Origin of the sequence: Kribbella ginsengisoli (genome assembly GCF_039537185.1) — a bacterium.
Classification (GTDB): domain Bacteria; phylum Actinomycetota; class Actinomycetes; order Propionibacteriales; family Kribbellaceae; genus Kribbella; species Kribbella koreensis.
On record NZ_BAABAA010000009.1, the window covers coordinates 292,655 to 306,197 of the forward strand.

Consider the following 13,543-nt stretch of genomic DNA (forward strand, 5'->3'; position numbering starts at 1 on the left):
ACGTCATGAGCAAGATCAGCGTCATTCGTCGTCACCCCGTCCGCGGCACGCTCGCTGCCCTGGCGATCGCCGCCCTCGCTACCGGCGCCGCGGTCGCGGTACCGGCGCAGGCCGGCCCGCTCGTCGAGCGATCGGCGGCGAGCCGGGCCGGCTGCCCGACCGGCTGGGGTTCATTGCCTGAGGCAAGCACCAGGGGCGGCGCTTCGGCAGTCACGAACGTCCGGACCGGCCGGCACGCCTGCTACGACCGGCTGGTTGTCGATCTGGCAGGCAAGGGCGGGACCGGATACCGGGTCAGGTATGTGAAGGTGGCCACCGCGGACGGCTCCGGTGCACCGATCCGCACCCGCGGCGGCGCCGTCCTCCAGATCGTCGTCACCGCCCCGGCGTACGACGCGGCCGGAAGGCCGACGTACCGGTTCACGAACCAGAAGGAGCTGTCGACCGTCGCCGGGTACAGCACCTTCCGTCAGGTGGCCTGGGGCGGCAGCTTCGAAGGCCAGACGACGCTGGCGCTCGGAGTCCGGGCCCGGCTGCCGTTCCGGACCTTCGTGCTGACCGGCCCGGGCAGCAACAGCCGCATCGTGATCGACGTCGCGCACCACTGGTGAGTTGCGAACGAACATCAGTCGTGTTCGAATGAACGTGTGAACAGTGAGGAACGGCTGAGGTTCGTCGTCGAGGAGCTCGCGCGAGCGGGCCGGGTCGGCGTTGCCGAGCTGGCTCAGGACACCGGGACGTCGGAGATGACGATCCGGCGCGACCTCGACCTGCTGCAGAGCCAGGGGCTGGTACGCCGGGTCCGCGGCGGCGCGGTCGGGGTCGCCCTGCGCGGCGAGATCATCCCGTTCACGTTGCGGGACAAGCAGGGCAAGGAGGTCAAGCGACGGCTCGCCGCGGCCGTCGCCGAACTGATCTCCGACGGCGAGGCGGTCGCGCTCGACAACGGGACGACCTGCCTCGCGGTCGCCCGCGAGCTGGCCGGGCGCGCGATCACGGTGATGCCGCTGTCGCTGCACTCGGCGGTCGTCCTGGGCGAGGCGGCGCGGACCAAGCTGATCATGCCCGGCGGCGAGGTGAGCTCCCCCGAGCTCGCGTCGTACGGCGCTGCCGCGGAAGCCGGCGTCCGCGGCATCCACTTCGACACCGCGGTGATCAGCAGCTGCGCGGCACTCCCAGCCCACGGACTCACCACCAACACCCTGGCCGACGCCGCCATGAAACGCGCTCTGATCGAGTCCTCCGCGCGAGTACTGCTGGCCGTCGAATCAGCCAAGCTCGAGCGCACCGCGATGGTGACGGTGGCCGGCCTCGAGTCAGTCGACGTCCTGATCACCGACGACGAAGCCGACAACGAAGCCCTGGAAGCCTTCCGCTCCGCCGACGTCGAGATCAGATTCGCCTGATGAGCCACTCGGCGCCGACCCCAGGCCGCACGATCGGGACGCTCGCATGACCACCACCTCCCCCAACCCCATGTCCACCCGGACAGCGGCCGGCGCGGTGTTCCTGTTGTTCGTCACCAACGGGATGTTGATCGGCGGTGTCGGCGGCAGCCTGCCCGCCCTGCGGGATCGCCTCGATATCGAAGCAGCAGGGCTTTCGCTGCTGTTGTTCTGTTTGGCGTCCTCGGCCGTCGTCTCGATGCAGATCGGTGGCCGGCTGGCCGACCGGATCGGCGCCCGGCCGGTCGCGCTCGTCACGCTGACCCTGCTCGCGCTCGGCGTCGGCACCCTGTCGATCACCTCATCGTTGCCCTGGGCAATCGTCGCGATGGTGCTGGCCGGGCTGGGCAACGGCGCGATGGACGTCGCGATGAACTCGCTCGGGGTTGAGGTCGAGCAGGCCCGGCCGAAGCCGATCATGAGCCGCTTCCACGCCTTCTGGAGCGTCGGCAACCTGACCGCCGCCGGCACCATCGTGCTGATCGCCCGCGCCTTCGACAAGACCGGCGCGGCCAACGTCGGCCCGGCCCTCGGCACGCTCTGCGTCGTCGGCCTGATCTCGATCGCCGTCTGCGTCCGGATCGTGCCGCACGGACGCAGGATCGAGCACACCGAGGACGGCGTCCGTACCGCGATCCCGCGGCTGGCCTGGGCGCTCGGCCTGATGGCGTTCTGCTTCGGCCTGGCCGAGGGAACGGCTGTCGACTGGTCCTCGGTCCACGTCACCGACGTCGCCGAGATCGACCCATCGACAGGCGCCCTCGGTCTCGTCGCCGTCAGCGGCTTCATGGTCGTCATCCGCCTACTCGGCGACCGAGCCGTCGCACGAGTCGGTCGGCGCACCGTAGTACGGGTAGGCGCGGTCACCGCCATCGGCGGCTACCTCTTCACAGTCCTGGCCCACCCACTCCCCCTGCTACTGATCGGCTGGTCGCTGGTCGGCCTAGGCGTAGGCCTGGTCGCTCCCCAGGTCTACGCCGTAGCCGGCCACGTCGGCGGCGGCCGCATGCTCGCAATAGTCGTAACCTTCGGCTACGCCGCCTTCCTGGTAGGCCCAGCCCTCATCGGCCAACTGGTCGAACACTTCGGCATCCAGCACGCAATGATCCTCCCGCTGACTTTGTCCGCCTGCCTGGTCGCGGTCTCGGCCGTCCTCCCACGCGACGAAGAAGACCGGCAGAATCGATAACTTCGGACCCTCCGGGCGCATCTAACAGGTGTCCTGAGGGGGGCACATGAAATGCATCCAGCTCATCCACCGCCGCCACCACCGACCGATCCGCACCGCGCTCGCAGTACTCACCCTCGCCGCAATACCGGCGGGCGCGGTCAGTGTGCCGGCGCATGCCGCGTCGACCGCGAGCACCGCCGCTGCCGCCACCTGCGCCGCTCGATGGGGCTCGTTGCCTGAGGCAAGCACTTACCAGGGGTACGGGCTGCTGACGAACGTCCGGACCGGGCGGCACGCCTGCTACGACCGGATCGTGTTCGACGTCCAGGGCAAGCCGTCCTGGTTCCGCGTGCACTACGTGAAGAACATCTACACCATCGGCGAGGGCAAGCTGATCCCGCTGCGCGGTGGCGCCAAGCTGGAGATCATCCTGTCGGTCACTCCATACGACACGGACGACGGCTACATCACCTACGATCCGCCGAACCACAACGAGCTGACCAACGTGCGCGGCTACCGGACGTTCCGGCAGGTCGTGGACGCGGGCAGCTTCGAGGGCGAGACGGTCATCGGCGTCGGAGTCCGCGCCCGCCTCCCGTTCCGCGTCTTCACGCTGACCGGCGCTGGCAACACCAGCCGCATCGTCGTCGACGTCGCGCACCGCTGGTAGAACCGCAACCTGAAGCCGCTGGACCTGCCGCGCCACCGCGGCAGGTCCAGCTCCGTTTCTAGAGGACGCGGTTGAGGAGGTCGAAGAAGGTGTTGGCCAGCACGAGCTCATACGGGTCTTTCAGCAGGCTGGCCAACTCCGAGATCTCCGACGGGGTCCACGACCACGCGTTGATGCCGCCAGAGATGAACAGCGGCTTCGTGCCGTCCCACTGGGCGACCCGGGCATCCAGCGCGGCCTTGTACTCCGCGGCCTTGCCGGGCGCGCCCCACTGTCCGACGACCGGCAGGCCGCCCTGGCGGACTGCGAGGAGGTCGCCGTCCCAGGTCTGCATGATCCCCTTCAGCGGGGTGTACTTCTTGAAGCCGGCGGCGATCTCCGGGGACAGCAGGACCCATTTGTCGTTCTCGCGGTGGCTGTAGGAGTAGACGACGTCCATCCCGGTCCGGCGCAGCGTCGAGCCGGTCAGCTTCAGGAATTGGGTGAAGTCGCTCGGCACCCACGATCCGGGGTAGGTGTAGCCGGCGCCGGAGGGGCCACAGACCAGCAGGTCGTTGGCCGTCGCGGTCCGCTGGTAGTGGCTGAACAACCCAGGACCGGTCTCCAGCAGCAGCGGGCTGATGGTCCAGTTCGCCGGCGCATCGCCACGCTTCGGGTCGTCCCAGAGGTCGCGCATGTGCCGCTGGCAGTACTGGATGTTGTCGCCTTCGCCGAACGTCAGCGTCAGGTACACCTTGTTCTTCGGCTTGTTGATCCGCCGGACCGGCCGGACCTTGTCCGAGATCGGTGCGCTAAAGCCCGCATGGACGGTCCCGTTCATGTAGAAGTCGGCCGCGATCACCGGCGATCCACCCTGCGAGGCGAGGTCGACGCCGTCCCACTCACCGGAGACGTCGTTGGCGAACCAGCCCATGTACGGCGCCAGCGTCGGGTACTTCGCGAAGTGCTCGACCAGCAGATCGCCGGTCTCGCCACCCGGCGGTAGCCAGCTCACCAGGGCTTTGGTGGCCACCACGTAGTCGCGGAAGTACGCGAACGGCTCGATCCGCGTCGGCGAGGTGTCGGTCGCGCTCACCAGGTACTGGTTCCACATCGTCACGGTGACCACGAGGGACGTCGTACCGGCCGGCGGCTCGAACTGGTAGATGAAGTAGCCACCGCCGTCGCTGAAGCGGTTGGCCTCGCCGCCGATCGACGAGTTGACGCCGTCGAAGAGGAACGGCGCCTCCTGCGGCGTACCGGGCAGGAAGTGCGCGATCTGCGTCCCGTTGGCCTTCACGGTGATCTCGGAGACCGACGCGCCCCAGCCGTCGTCGGTGAACGAGTCGGCGAACCGGACGAAGACGGTGCCCTTGCCGAGCTTGGCCGAGACGTCGAGGTCGTAGCTGCCGCGGTTCGACGAGTCGCGGATCTGCCTTGTCTCGCGGGCGATCTCCTGCCACTGCACGTTCTCGACCGCGACCACCCGGGTCGGCGGCAGGCCGGCGAGCAGCTGGTGGGTGACGCGTGGGAACAGGTTGTCGAGCTGCCAGCGGTAGGTCTTGACGCGGTCGTCGTCGAACATCCCACGCAGGTCTTTGACGATCCGCAGGCCGTGCGCCTTGGCCTGATCGGCGTCGGCGACGACCGCGCTCTCCAGCCCAGCCAGGGTCGTCGCAACATTGAGCGAGTCCGGTACGGCCGGGTCGTGGACGATCGCGCCGCGGACCCGATGCCGGTACCTGGCCACCAGGTCCAGGGGATTCTGGTACGTCGTCGTCGGCAGGTGCATGTCCGTGAGCCACTTGGCGTCCGGCGTACTCATCGTGCCGGTGTCGAAGCTGAAGTAGAGCTCCGGCCTGGTCCTGTTGACGATGCCCTGCAGCGTCGTCAACAGGGTCTGGTCGCCGCCGCTGAGCTTGCTGACATCGCCGTAGTGCAGGTGTTTCGGTCTCTCGAAGCCCGGCAGCAGCCTGCCGCTCGTGGTGGTACTCAAGGTCGGTACGGCACCTGCGGGCAGGCCGGGGAGCAACCCGAACCCACCAGCTGTCAGTGCGCCGCTACCCGCCAGGAACGTTCGTCTCGACACCATCGTGACCACTCCCCTGTCGCTGACATCGCTGTCAAATGACGGGGAGATTAGTCAGCATCACGGCGCGTGTCGAGACCTCGGACAACGTTGTCGGCAAATTGCTTGGAATCGTTTCCGTTTGCTCGCCTCGGCATGCTCTTACCGTATAGTGATACGGTAAGAGCATGAGCAATCTTGGGTCAGGCCGCGCTCGCCGGGCGGGCGGCGCCAAGCGCACGCTCGTGCTCGACCAGGTGATCGCGGTGCTCGCCGACCGCGGCTACGCGGGCACGCGGTACGCCGACGTGTCCGAGGCGTCCGGGGTGGCGGTCAGTACGTTGCAGGGCTACTTCGGCTCGCGCGAGGACATGCTGATCGAGGCGTTCGGGCGCGCCACGGCCGTCGCGGTGACCGCCATGGACGAGCTGGTGGCGCAGTTCGACGATCCTTGGCAGCAGTTGGTGGCGATGGTCGATCGAGGACTGTCCACCGATATCGCGACGTGGCGGATGTTGATGGAGTTCTGGACGGCCGCTGCTCATGACGCCGAGTTGCAGGAGCACGCCGCGGCGCTGGCGGGGCAGTACCGGGAGCCGTTCGTCGACGCGGTGCGGCGAGGGGTCGAGAGCGGTGCGTTCACGCCGCGCTTCGAGATCGCCACGGTGGTCGAGGTCGTGGTGGCGGCGATCGTCGGGCAGCTCTACCCGGTCGTACTGGGTCATCGAACGCCGCAGGACAAGGACTATCGCGAAGTGGTGCTGGCTCAGCTGGCCTTCGCGCTCACGATCGATCCCACAGAGAGGTGACCTGTATGTTCGTCAACCCGGAGGGCCTGCACAACCCGGTCCCGTTCGGCTACAGCCACACCGCCGCCGTTCCGGCCGGCTCGGAGCTGGTGTTCGTCTCGGGTCAGTACGGGTCGGGCCCGGACGGCATGGTCGTCTCCCCCGACTTCGCCGAGCAGGTGAAGCAGGCGTTCGGCAACCTGGGGATCGCACTGGCCGCCCACGGGCTCGATCTCAGCCATGTCGTCCAGCTCCGGACGTACGTGGTGAATCCTGACTTCGAGAAGCTCGGGGTGATCGGCCAGTTCGCCGGCGCGACTCCGCCGACCCAGACCGTGATCGGAGTGGCCGCGCTCGCCATGCCCGACATCCTCTTCGAGGTGGAGGCGGTCGCCGCACGGTCCTAGAACTACCAGGCCTCGTGCAGGATCCGGGTCGCCTCGGACAAGGAGAGGTTGGCCCGGCGGGCCGCGCGGGCGAACACCGTTGCCGCCGCCTGCGTCTCCTCGTCGTCGATCTCGCTGCGCGCGGCCAGTACGAACGTCCCGTTCCGGCCGCGGGTCTCCACCAGCCGGTCAGCCTCGAGCTCCTTGTACGCCCGGGCCACGGTGTTGACCGCGAGCCCGAGATCTCCGGCGAGCTGGCGCACGGTCGGCAGACGCGTGCCCTGCGCCAGCTCCCCCCGGCGGATCGACTGCTCCACCTGCTGCTTCACCTGCTCGTACGGCGGCCGGGATGCGGCCGGGTCCACCGAGATGATCATCTTTACCTGTCTCCGAGGGGTGCTTGGATCGCTTGCTGCGAGCGACGCAGGCCCCGCTTGCTGTCGGCGGCACCCCAGATCAGGCATTCGACCGCCGTGCCGCCGATGAACATAACCCACGCGAACGGCGCGGCGAAAGCAGGGACGCCGGCCGGCCACTCGAAGGACAGCACCGCGGCCGCGCCGAACAGCCAGCCGGCGCCGATCAGGATGTTGAGCATGTCCCGCAAAGCCTTGGCCCGCAGGGCTTCCTGCCAGCGCAGCTCGTCCTCAGTGGCGGCCGGCTGATTCAGCTGGAGGATCCGGCGCTGCAGGTAGATCCCGACCGCCGCGATCGGGATCGTCGCCAGCCCCGGGATCGCCAGCGCCCAGCCGCGGCTTGCGTGCTCGTCGGCGGTCGTCAGCACCAGCACACCCAGACCCAGCGCGAGCAGCGGGAAGACGAGCATGGCGTACTGCCCGATAATCTCCACCGGAGTGAGGTAGTCCCCCAGGCGACGCTGCCGCAGGGTCGCGGTCCGCGGTCCGGCCGGCCGCGCGGCACGCACCGCACGGTACTGCAGGACGAAGGATCCGATGCCGATACCGGCGACCATCCCCATGAAGGTCCAGCCGAGAACCGGCGAGAAGAGGTCGTCTCCGGCCAGCAGCACGATCCCGCCGACCACCACCCCGGCAACCGCCAGCCCGACCGCGCTGGCGGCCTGCGTCTGGGCCAGCCGGCTCTCCGCCGCCGCCATCAACTTCTCGTCCTTCGGCAGCCCGCCGGTGTAGACCAGCCGTCCCACCTGGCTGCGCGCGATCGACTTGCGCGACAAGAACAGCAGCGCCCCACCGACCACCGCCACGACCACCAGGCCGAGTGACAACCCCATCCTGACCAGCTCCCCTCGAGTCTTTGTCCCAATTGTATTGAGACAAAGACTACTGTCAAGCAGGGGTCAGTCGGCGGGCTGGAAATCGGCGGCGCTGTAGAGCTTCTGCTCGACCAGGACCAGCCAGTTGCCGGAGTTGTCGCGGAGCACCGCCTCGACGCCGTACGGGCGGTCGGACGGTTCCTGGATGTACTCCACGCCCTTGGCGACTAGTTCTGCGAAGGTCTTGCGGCAGTCGTCGGTGTTGATGCCGAAGCCGTGCATCGAGCCCTTGGCCATGATCCGGCGGATCGACTCGGCCGATTCGGGGTCCATCGGCGGGCCGGGCAGCATCAGCACCACGTGCAGCTCGGGGTGGTCGGCCTGGTAGACGGTGCACCAGCGGAACTCGCCGACGGTGATGTCCTCGCCCTGCGCGAAGCCCAGTTTCTCGGTGTAGAAAGCCTTCGCCTCGTCGATGTCGTGCACGTAGACGGTGATCAGGCTGACGTTGGTGATCAAGGTGCCTCCTCGTCGGATCTGTGCCTGCGACGCTACGGCCGCGGAGGCTGCGGTGGCTTCTCCGCGATTGCGGAGTTCAGACCGACCATGAAGACGAAGCAGCCGGGGATCCGGGCCCCCGGCTGCGTGCGCTGGTACTCCGACGGGCTCATCCCGATCAGCTCGGAGAACCGCTGCGAGAACGACCCGAGACTGCTGTAGCCGACCAGCTGGCAGACCTCGGTGACGGTCAGGTTGGTCGCCCGCAGCAGGTCGGCCGCCCGCTCGATCCGGCGCCGGCCGACGTACTGCATCGGCGTCTCGCCGTACGCCGTCGTGAAACAGCGCAGGAAGTGGTACTTCGAGACGCCCGCCGCCGCGGCCAGCGCCTCCAGGTCGAGCGGCTCGGCGTAGTTGCGGTCAGCAACATCTCGGGCCCGTCGCAAGTGCGGGAGCAGCTCGGCCGGCACAGTCACTGTCATCGTCATCGGCGGAGGGTGGAGAGCAAGGTGCTGATCAGGAGGTCGGGCGCGTCGGCCGAGGCCAGGCGACCGGCGTCGACCTCGTCGGCGGCCGCGTGCAGGATCGCGTAGAAGGTGGCGACCAGCCAGTCCACCGGCTGATCGGTGCGGAAGTCGCCGGCTGCACGACCTCGCTCGATCAGCCGGCCAACGTGCTGGAAGGCGGCGTCGTGCTGTCGCCGGAGTGTCTCCGGCCCGATCTCGGCGAGTGCGATGGTCCGCACCCGCCGATGGCGGTCCAGGATCGGCCACGACTTCTGTACCAACCGCGCCAGCGCCTCTGCCGGTGGTTGCTCGTCGAGAGCGAGCTCCGTCAGTACCTGGTCGGTGTGCTCGATCCCCCGCCGCAGCACCTCCTCCAGCAGGACCTCGCGGGACGGGAAGTGCGAGTAGAGGGTGACCCGGCCGATCCCGGAGGCGGTGGCGACGTCGCTCATCGATGGCAGCGTGCCGTGCGCCATCAGCTCGTGGGTTGCGCGCAGGATGGTCTCGATGTTCCGCTCGGCGTCGGCCCTGCGCTTCGGAGTGGAGGTCGGCACGCCTACACCTTACGAGGCCTCAATGGCCGTGTCCGTGACCTGCTACTACGAGCGCTTTGCCGGCTGGGACCAGCAGCAGGGCGATCACCCCGGAGACGGCCGCAGCGATCGCGCAAACGGCGTAGCCGGTGGAGAAGCCGTCCGTGCTCACGACTGCCGGTCCGGCGAAACTGGCGGCCGCCACCGTCGACATCACGGCGACGCCGATGCTGCCGCCGAGCTCGTGGAAGGTCGTGACGACACCTGACGCCACTCCGGCCTCGGCTGTGGGCACGTTGGCCATCGTGGTGGTCATGGCGGTGACGAAGAGCGGTCCGACGCCGAACGCTGCCAGCAGGAAGCCGGGCAGTACTCCGGTCCAGACGCTGTCGCCGACCTGGGTGAGCAACGCTGCCCCGAGAGCGGTGACCAGGAAGCTCCCGGCGGCGACGGCACGACCGCCGACTCTCCCGATCAGGTGTCCGCCGACTTGCGCGCCCCCGGTGATCGCCAGGGCAACCGGCAGGAAGACCAGTCCGGTCTCGAGCGCGCTGTAGCCGCGAACCTCTTGCAGCAAAGGCGAAGTCAGGAAGAACAGCCCCAGCAACAGCCCGGTCGCCACCAACATCAAGAACATCCCGGAAACCACCGGCCTACGCCCCATCGTCCGCAGATCCATCAGCGGAGTCGCGGTCCTCGCCTCCACCAGCAGAAACAGCCCATAACTGAGGGCCGCAGCCGCCAGGACTCCCAAGGTGCTGGCTGCACCCCAGCCGTCCTCTCCCGCGTTGACCAGTCCGTAGATCAGCAGCGCGGTGGCGGCTGTCACCAGCAGGGCCCCCGGCAGATCGATCGGCGCCCGCCCAGCGCCCGCCTGTGCCGGAACCAACTGAGGTAGCAACACCAGCACCGCCACACCGATGGGCACGTTCACGTAGAACACCCACTGCCAGCCTGGCCCCGCCGTCAGTAGACCGCCGAGGAGTACTCCGGCGGCTGCTCCGGCGCCGCCGATGGCTGCCCAGATGCCTAGTGCGCGGCTGCGATCCCGGTCGTGGAACGTCGTCGTGACGATCGCGAGTGCTGCCGGCGAGAGCAGTGCTGCTCCCAGGCCCTGCGCCGCCCGGCCCGCGATCAGGACCGCCGCCGATCCCGCCAACCCAGAAGTGGCCGAGGCCAGCGTGAAGATCACCAGGCCGGCCAGCAGCGTCCGCCGCGCGCCGAGTACGTCGGCCAGCCGCCCGCCGAGAATCATCAACCCGCCGAACACCAGCGTGTACGTCGTCACCACCCACGTCAGCGACTGCCGGCCCAACCCGAGGTCGGACCCGATGCTCGGCAACGCGATCTGCACGACGGTGATGTCGACCACCAGCATGAACTGCACGAACGCGAGCAGCCCGAGCACCAGCCATTTGTTCTCTCGCACACCCTCACCCCTAACCCGAACACTGCTGTATAGTTTATTCCAGAGAGCGTGGCACGGATGACAAGTTTCGGCAAGAGCCGAATCTCTGGACAGCACGGAGGGAGCCGCCGAGGCTCGCGGTATGACGACAGACGAACGCGTAGGGCAGGGCGGCACCGGCCCTGGCGAGCTCGCGCCGGACGGCAGCTCGGTGGATCTGTACGTCCAGGTGCAGCCGCACGGTGAGGACGAGCTGATCAACGCCGCGATCGCCCCTGGCAGCAGCATTCTCGAGCTGGGGTGCGGTACCGGGCGGATCACCCGGCCATTGGTTGCCTTCGGCCACCAAGTGGTCGCGGTCGACGAATCGGCGGCGATGACGTCGCGGATCACCGAGGCCGAGACGGTCGTGTCGACGATCGAGGAGCTCCGGCTCGACCGGCGGTTCGACGTGGTGCTGATGATGTCGTACCTGATCAACGTCGCCGACGACGGCGCCCGGCAGCGACTGCTCGACACCTGTGCGCATCACGTGAAGTCCGATGGTGTGGTGCTTTTGCAGCAGCAGGATCGGGAGGTGTTCGCGCGGAACGTAGTACGGGAGAGCCCGCAGCGGCGGGTCGAGGTCGCGGACGTCAAGCAACTCCCCGACGACATGCAGTCGGCCACGATGATCTACACCGTGGACGGCCGCACTTGGTCTCAACATGTCCTGGTCAAGAATTTGACCGAGGAAACTCTTAGCGCTGCGCTGCACGCCTCCGGGCTCGCTCTGGACGGCTATCTGACGCCTGATCGGGGCTGGATCCGCGCCAAGCTGCGGTAACCGACCACCTGGCCGGCAACCGGGCGGGGACCCGCGGACCCTGTTAGGTATGCCCATGACATCGAGCAGGCAGGACAAACCTCCGCCTGCCATGCCCGCCGACCACGACCTGTGGGAGGCACTGCGCCGCTGCGATCCCGAGGCACTCGGCCCCCTCTTCACCCGGTACGCCGGTGTCGTCCACGCCTACGCGGTCCGCCACACCGGCTCGTACTCGACCGCAGACGACGCAGTACAGGCCACCTTCATCACTGCGTGGAGGCAGTTCACCCATGCCGACCCAGGGCCGCTGGTGCATGACACGGCCCGCGCCTGGTTGCTGACCATCGCCCGCAACGAGCTACGCAACAGCACTCGCGCCAAGCGCCGGCTGGCGCAGTTCGTCAGCCGGCAGCCCGCTCCCCTGCATGCGCCCGACCACGCCGAAAGTGTCGCGGCCCGAGTCGACTCGGAGCAACGGATCCAGGCCGTACGGGCAGCGCTCGGCCGGCTGCCGGCGCACGAGCGCGAAACGGTCGAGCTCGTCTACTGGGCCGAACTACCGCTCGCCGAGGCCGCCGCGGTACTCGGGGTCGCCGAGGGAACCGTCAAGGCACGGCTCTCCCGGGCCCGCCGACGCCTGCCCGCTCTGCTCGACCAATCCGGACCGGAGGAGGCCCGATGAACAACCTCACCACCCCGCCGCCGGTCGAGGAGCTCGACCCGCAGTACGTCGAGGACCTCCGCGCCAACCTGGTCAGGACCGCCCGGGGAGCCCAGCGCCACCGGTCCATCTGGACGCCGGTACTGGCAGCCGCCTGCGGAGTAGCCGTCATCACCGGCGGCGTAGTAGCCAGCACCCGCGCCGGCGGCCACTCCGGCTCCGTCGAACCGGCCGGCCCTCAACCGACAGTGGCTCAGCAGGTCCCCCCCAAGGACTCCGAACGCATCAACCTCGACCGCGGATCCGCCTTCATCGGCAGCGGCGTCGGCATCGTCGACGCGGCGGTGGCCAGGAAGTGCCTTGCGGAGAAGAAGTCTGCGCTCGGCCAGCCGAATCCGGCGACGCCGGCCGACGTCTCACTCGACGGTTCCTATCTGGCCCGCCTGCAGAAGACCCTGCCCGGCGAAGGCGGCCTGCTCGAGCCGCTGAGGACCACCCTGCTGATCCAGGAGTTCACGACGCTGGCCGGCGTCCAGGTCGAGTGCTACGACGACAAGCTCCTCTATGCCTTCGATCCGGCCGCCGTCCCGCTGGAGAAGAGCCTGAAGCTGACCAGGAGCAAGCCGATCAGCGGGCGGTGGAGTTTCTCCGAGATCCCGGACGGCAACTCGACCCGGCTGTTCGTCAGCTATACCTTCGCCGCCCTCCCCACCACCTACTACGTGGAGCTGCGGATCCGGTGGACCGGCGGGGCCTCACCCTGGTACGTCGTACCGGCGTACTTCGGCCGCGGCTACGCCACCGCCTCCCAGCTCGGCGCTGTTCATCGACCTGGGCTGACCGAGGTGGACTACCGCGCCGTCGACAAGGACGGCAAGGTCCTCTTCAGCGGGGTCGAACGGGGCTGACGCTGACCGCCGGCCGGACTCTGGGCGGAGTCCGGCCGGCTTGTCGCCAAGGTGGCGCTTCGGTTGAGGAGGGGTCAGCCGAGGCCGCCGCCGACCTTGCTGAGGGCGTCGAACTGGGTGCGGCTGAGCTTGCTGGTGTCACCGCTGAGCGCCTTGGAGCGGGTGCAGATGATGCCGCCCGGCACCGAGCCGGTCAGCACCCGGATCGCGTTCTTGAACGAGTCGCAACGGCGCTGGTCCTCGGCGCCGGCCGGGTAGCCGATCGCCGCGTTGACCTTGCCCATGTTGAGCTGGTCCGCGAACGGGTTGATGTTGCGGGCAACCGTCCAGTACCACCGGGCGATCGGAGCGCTCCACTGCAGCGACCGGGCCAGCTCGGGGTTGCCGAGCAGGTCGATACCGAAGTACCGGCCGGCCGGGCCGTAGTTGAAGTCACCGGTCAGCTGGATGTAGCCGCGGCCGCCGTACAGGCGGGTGTCG

17 protein-coding genes are annotated in these 13,543 nt (G+C 68.4%); 9 read left to right on the top strand and 8 right to left on the bottom strand.

Annotation, left to right across the window (positions count from 1 at the left end; all coding sequences use genetic code 11):
• The first annotated feature begins 5 nt into the window (after positions 1–5).
• From ABD768_RS30320 to ABD768_RS30335, 4 genes are read left to right on the top strand one after another with little or no spacing between them, the layout of a single operon-like run.
• Positions 6–611 carry an AMIN-like domain-containing (lipo)protein gene (locus tag ABD768_RS30320; RefSeq protein WP_344846338.1) on the top strand — a complete coding sequence of 202 codons (606 nt, stop codon included), beginning with the start codon at positions 6–8 and terminating at the stop codon, positions 609–611.
• A gap of 36 nt (positions 612–647) precedes the next feature.
• Positions 648–1,406 carry a DeoR/GlpR family DNA-binding transcription regulator gene (locus ABD768_RS30325; RefSeq protein ID WP_344846339.1) on the top strand — a complete coding sequence of 253 codons (759 nt, stop codon included), beginning with the start codon at positions 648–650 and terminating at the stop codon, positions 1,404–1,406.
• 46 nt (positions 1,407–1,452) lie between these two features.
• Positions 1,453–2,634: an MFS transporter gene (locus ABD768_RS30330; RefSeq protein ID WP_344846341.1), complete on the top strand. Its 1,182-nt coding sequence runs from the start codon at positions 1,453–1,455 to the stop codon at positions 2,632–2,634.
• A 46-nt stretch (positions 2,635–2,680) separates the two neighbouring features.
• On the top strand, positions 2,681–3,286 hold the full coding sequence (locus ABD768_RS30335; protein ID WP_344846343.1) for an AMIN-like domain-containing (lipo)protein: 606 nt from the start codon (positions 2,681–2,683) through the stop codon (positions 3,284–3,286).
• Positions 3,287–3,344: 58 nt separating this feature from the next.
• On the opposite strand, the gene ABD768_RS30340 is transcribed toward ABD768_RS30335, so the two are convergent.
• On the bottom strand, positions 3,345–5,357 hold the full coding sequence (locus ABD768_RS30340; RefSeq protein WP_344846345.1) for a GxGYxYP domain-containing protein: 2,013 nt from the start codon (positions 5,355–5,357) through the stop codon (positions 3,345–3,347).
• 164 nt (positions 5,358–5,521) lie between these two features.
• Here ABD768_RS30340 and ABD768_RS30345 point away from each other — a divergent pair, with 164 nt between their 5' ends.
• Both ABD768_RS30345 and ABD768_RS30350 read left to right on the top strand, forming a co-directional pair.
• Positions 5,522–6,142: a TetR/AcrR family transcriptional regulator gene (locus ABD768_RS30345; protein ID WP_344846347.1), complete on the top strand. Its 621-nt coding sequence runs from the start codon at positions 5,522–5,524 to the stop codon at positions 6,140–6,142.
• Positions 6,143–6,147: 5 nt separating this feature from the next.
• Positions 6,148–6,528, top strand: coding sequence for a RidA family protein (locus ABD768_RS30350; RefSeq protein WP_343965986.1), 381 nt, complete (start codon positions 6,148–6,150; stop codon positions 6,526–6,528).
• Between the two features lie 2 nt (positions 6,529–6,530).
• Here ABD768_RS30350 and ABD768_RS30355 read toward each other — a convergent pair whose 3' ends face one another.
• The 6 genes from ABD768_RS30355 to ABD768_RS30380 all read right to left on the bottom strand — a co-directional run bounded on the left by ABD768_RS30355 (position 6,531) and on the right by ABD768_RS30380 (position 10,707).
• Positions 6,531–6,884: a GntR family transcriptional regulator gene (locus ABD768_RS30355; protein WP_343965988.1), complete on the bottom strand. Its 354-nt coding sequence runs from the start codon at positions 6,882–6,884 to the stop codon at positions 6,531–6,533.
• A gap of 2 nt (positions 6,885–6,886) precedes the next feature.
• Entirely contained in the window at positions 6,887–7,759 is an 873-nt protein-coding gene (locus ABD768_RS30360; RefSeq protein WP_344846349.1) for a hypothetical protein, read from the bottom strand.
• A 66-nt stretch (positions 7,760–7,825) separates the two neighbouring features.
• The gene (locus tag ABD768_RS30365; protein WP_344846351.1) at positions 7,826–8,260 is read right to left on the bottom strand and encodes a VOC family protein; all 435 of its coding nucleotides are present in this window, start codon (positions 8,258–8,260) and stop codon (positions 7,826–7,828) included.
• A 32-nt stretch (positions 8,261–8,292) separates the two neighbouring features.
• Positions 8,293–8,727 carry a helix-turn-helix transcriptional regulator gene (locus ABD768_RS30370; RefSeq protein ID WP_344846353.1) on the bottom strand — a complete coding sequence of 145 codons (435 nt, stop codon included), beginning with the start codon at positions 8,725–8,727 and terminating at the stop codon, positions 8,293–8,295.
• Entirely contained in the window at positions 8,724–9,299 is a 576-nt protein-coding gene (locus tag ABD768_RS30375; RefSeq protein WP_344846355.1) for a TetR/AcrR family transcriptional regulator, read from the bottom strand. Before ABD768_RS30375 ends, ABD768_RS30370 begins: the two co-directional genes overlap by 4 nt.
• Before the next feature lie 19 nt (positions 9,300–9,318).
• Entirely contained in the window at positions 9,319–10,707 is a 1,389-nt protein-coding gene (locus ABD768_RS30380) for an MFS transporter (protein WP_344846357.1), read from the bottom strand.
• A 121-nt stretch (positions 10,708–10,828) separates the two neighbouring features.
• On the opposite strand from ABD768_RS30380, the gene ABD768_RS30385 reads away from it, so the two are divergent.
• The 3 genes from ABD768_RS30385 to ABD768_RS30395 are packed head-to-tail and all read left to right on the top strand — an operon-like array spanning position 10,829 to position 13,063.
• A complete protein-coding gene (locus ABD768_RS30385; RefSeq protein ID WP_344846359.1) occupies positions 10,829–11,512 on the top strand; it encodes a class I SAM-dependent methyltransferase in 684 nt (227 codons plus the stop codon).
• Positions 11,513–11,567: 55 nt separating this feature from the next.
• Entirely contained in the window at positions 11,568–12,176 is a 609-nt protein-coding gene (locus ABD768_RS30390) for an RNA polymerase sigma factor (protein WP_344846361.1), read from the top strand.
• On the top strand, positions 12,173–13,063 hold the full coding sequence (locus ABD768_RS30395) for a hypothetical protein (protein ID WP_344846363.1): 891 nt from the start codon (positions 12,173–12,175) through the stop codon (positions 13,061–13,063). Before ABD768_RS30390 ends, ABD768_RS30395 begins: the two co-directional genes overlap by 4 nt.
• 74 nt (positions 13,064–13,137) lie before the next feature.
• Here the strand turns inward: ABD768_RS30395 and ABD768_RS30400 are convergent.
• A partial coding sequence (locus ABD768_RS30400) for a glycoside hydrolase family 19 protein (RefSeq protein WP_344846365.1) occupies positions 13,138–13,543 on the bottom strand: 406 nt, incomplete at its 5' end.

What these genes read in the sequence shown, in the direction of transcription:
- ABD768_RS30320 (WP_344846338.1), top strand. Translation starts at nt 6, where the DNA reads ATGAGCAAGATCAGCGTCATTCGTCGTCACCCCGTCCGCGGCACGCTC.
- ABD768_RS30330 (WP_344846341.1), top strand. Translation starts at nt 1,453, where the DNA reads ATGACCACCACCTCCCCCAACCCCATGTCCACCCGGACAGCGGCCGGC.
- ABD768_RS30335 (WP_344846343.1), top strand. Translation starts at nt 2,681, where the DNA reads ATGAAATGCATCCAGCTCATCCACCGCCGCCACCACCGACCGATCCGC.
- ABD768_RS30340 (WP_344846345.1), bottom strand. Translation starts at nt 5,357, where the DNA reads ATGGTGTCGAGACGAACGTTCCTGGCGGGTAGCGGCGCACTGACAGCT.
- ABD768_RS30345 (WP_344846347.1), top strand. Translation starts at nt 5,522, where the DNA reads ATGAGCAATCTTGGGTCAGGCCGCGCTCGCCGGGCGGGCGGCGCCAAG.
- ABD768_RS30350 (WP_343965986.1), top strand. Translation starts at nt 6,148, where the DNA reads ATGTTCGTCAACCCGGAGGGCCTGCACAACCCGGTCCCGTTCGGCTAC.
- ABD768_RS30355 (WP_343965988.1), bottom strand. Translation starts at nt 6,884, where the DNA reads ATGATCATCTCGGTGGACCCGGCCGCATCCCGGCCGCCGTACGAGCAG.
- ABD768_RS30360 (WP_344846349.1), bottom strand. Translation starts at nt 7,759, where the DNA reads ATGGGGTTGTCACTCGGCCTGGTGGTCGTGGCGGTGGTCGGTGGGGCG.
- ABD768_RS30370 (WP_344846353.1), bottom strand. Translation starts at nt 8,727, where the DNA reads ATGACGATGACAGTGACTGTGCCGGCCGAGCTGCTCCCGCACTTGCGA.
- ABD768_RS30385 (WP_344846359.1), top strand. Translation starts at nt 10,829, where the DNA reads ATGACGACAGACGAACGCGTAGGGCAGGGCGGCACCGGCCCTGGCGAG.
- ABD768_RS30390 (WP_344846361.1), top strand. Translation starts at nt 11,568, where the DNA reads ATGACATCGAGCAGGCAGGACAAACCTCCGCCTGCCATGCCCGCCGAC.
- ABD768_RS30395 (WP_344846363.1), top strand. Translation starts at nt 12,173, where the DNA reads ATGAACAACCTCACCACCCCGCCGCCGGTCGAGGAGCTCGACCCGCAG.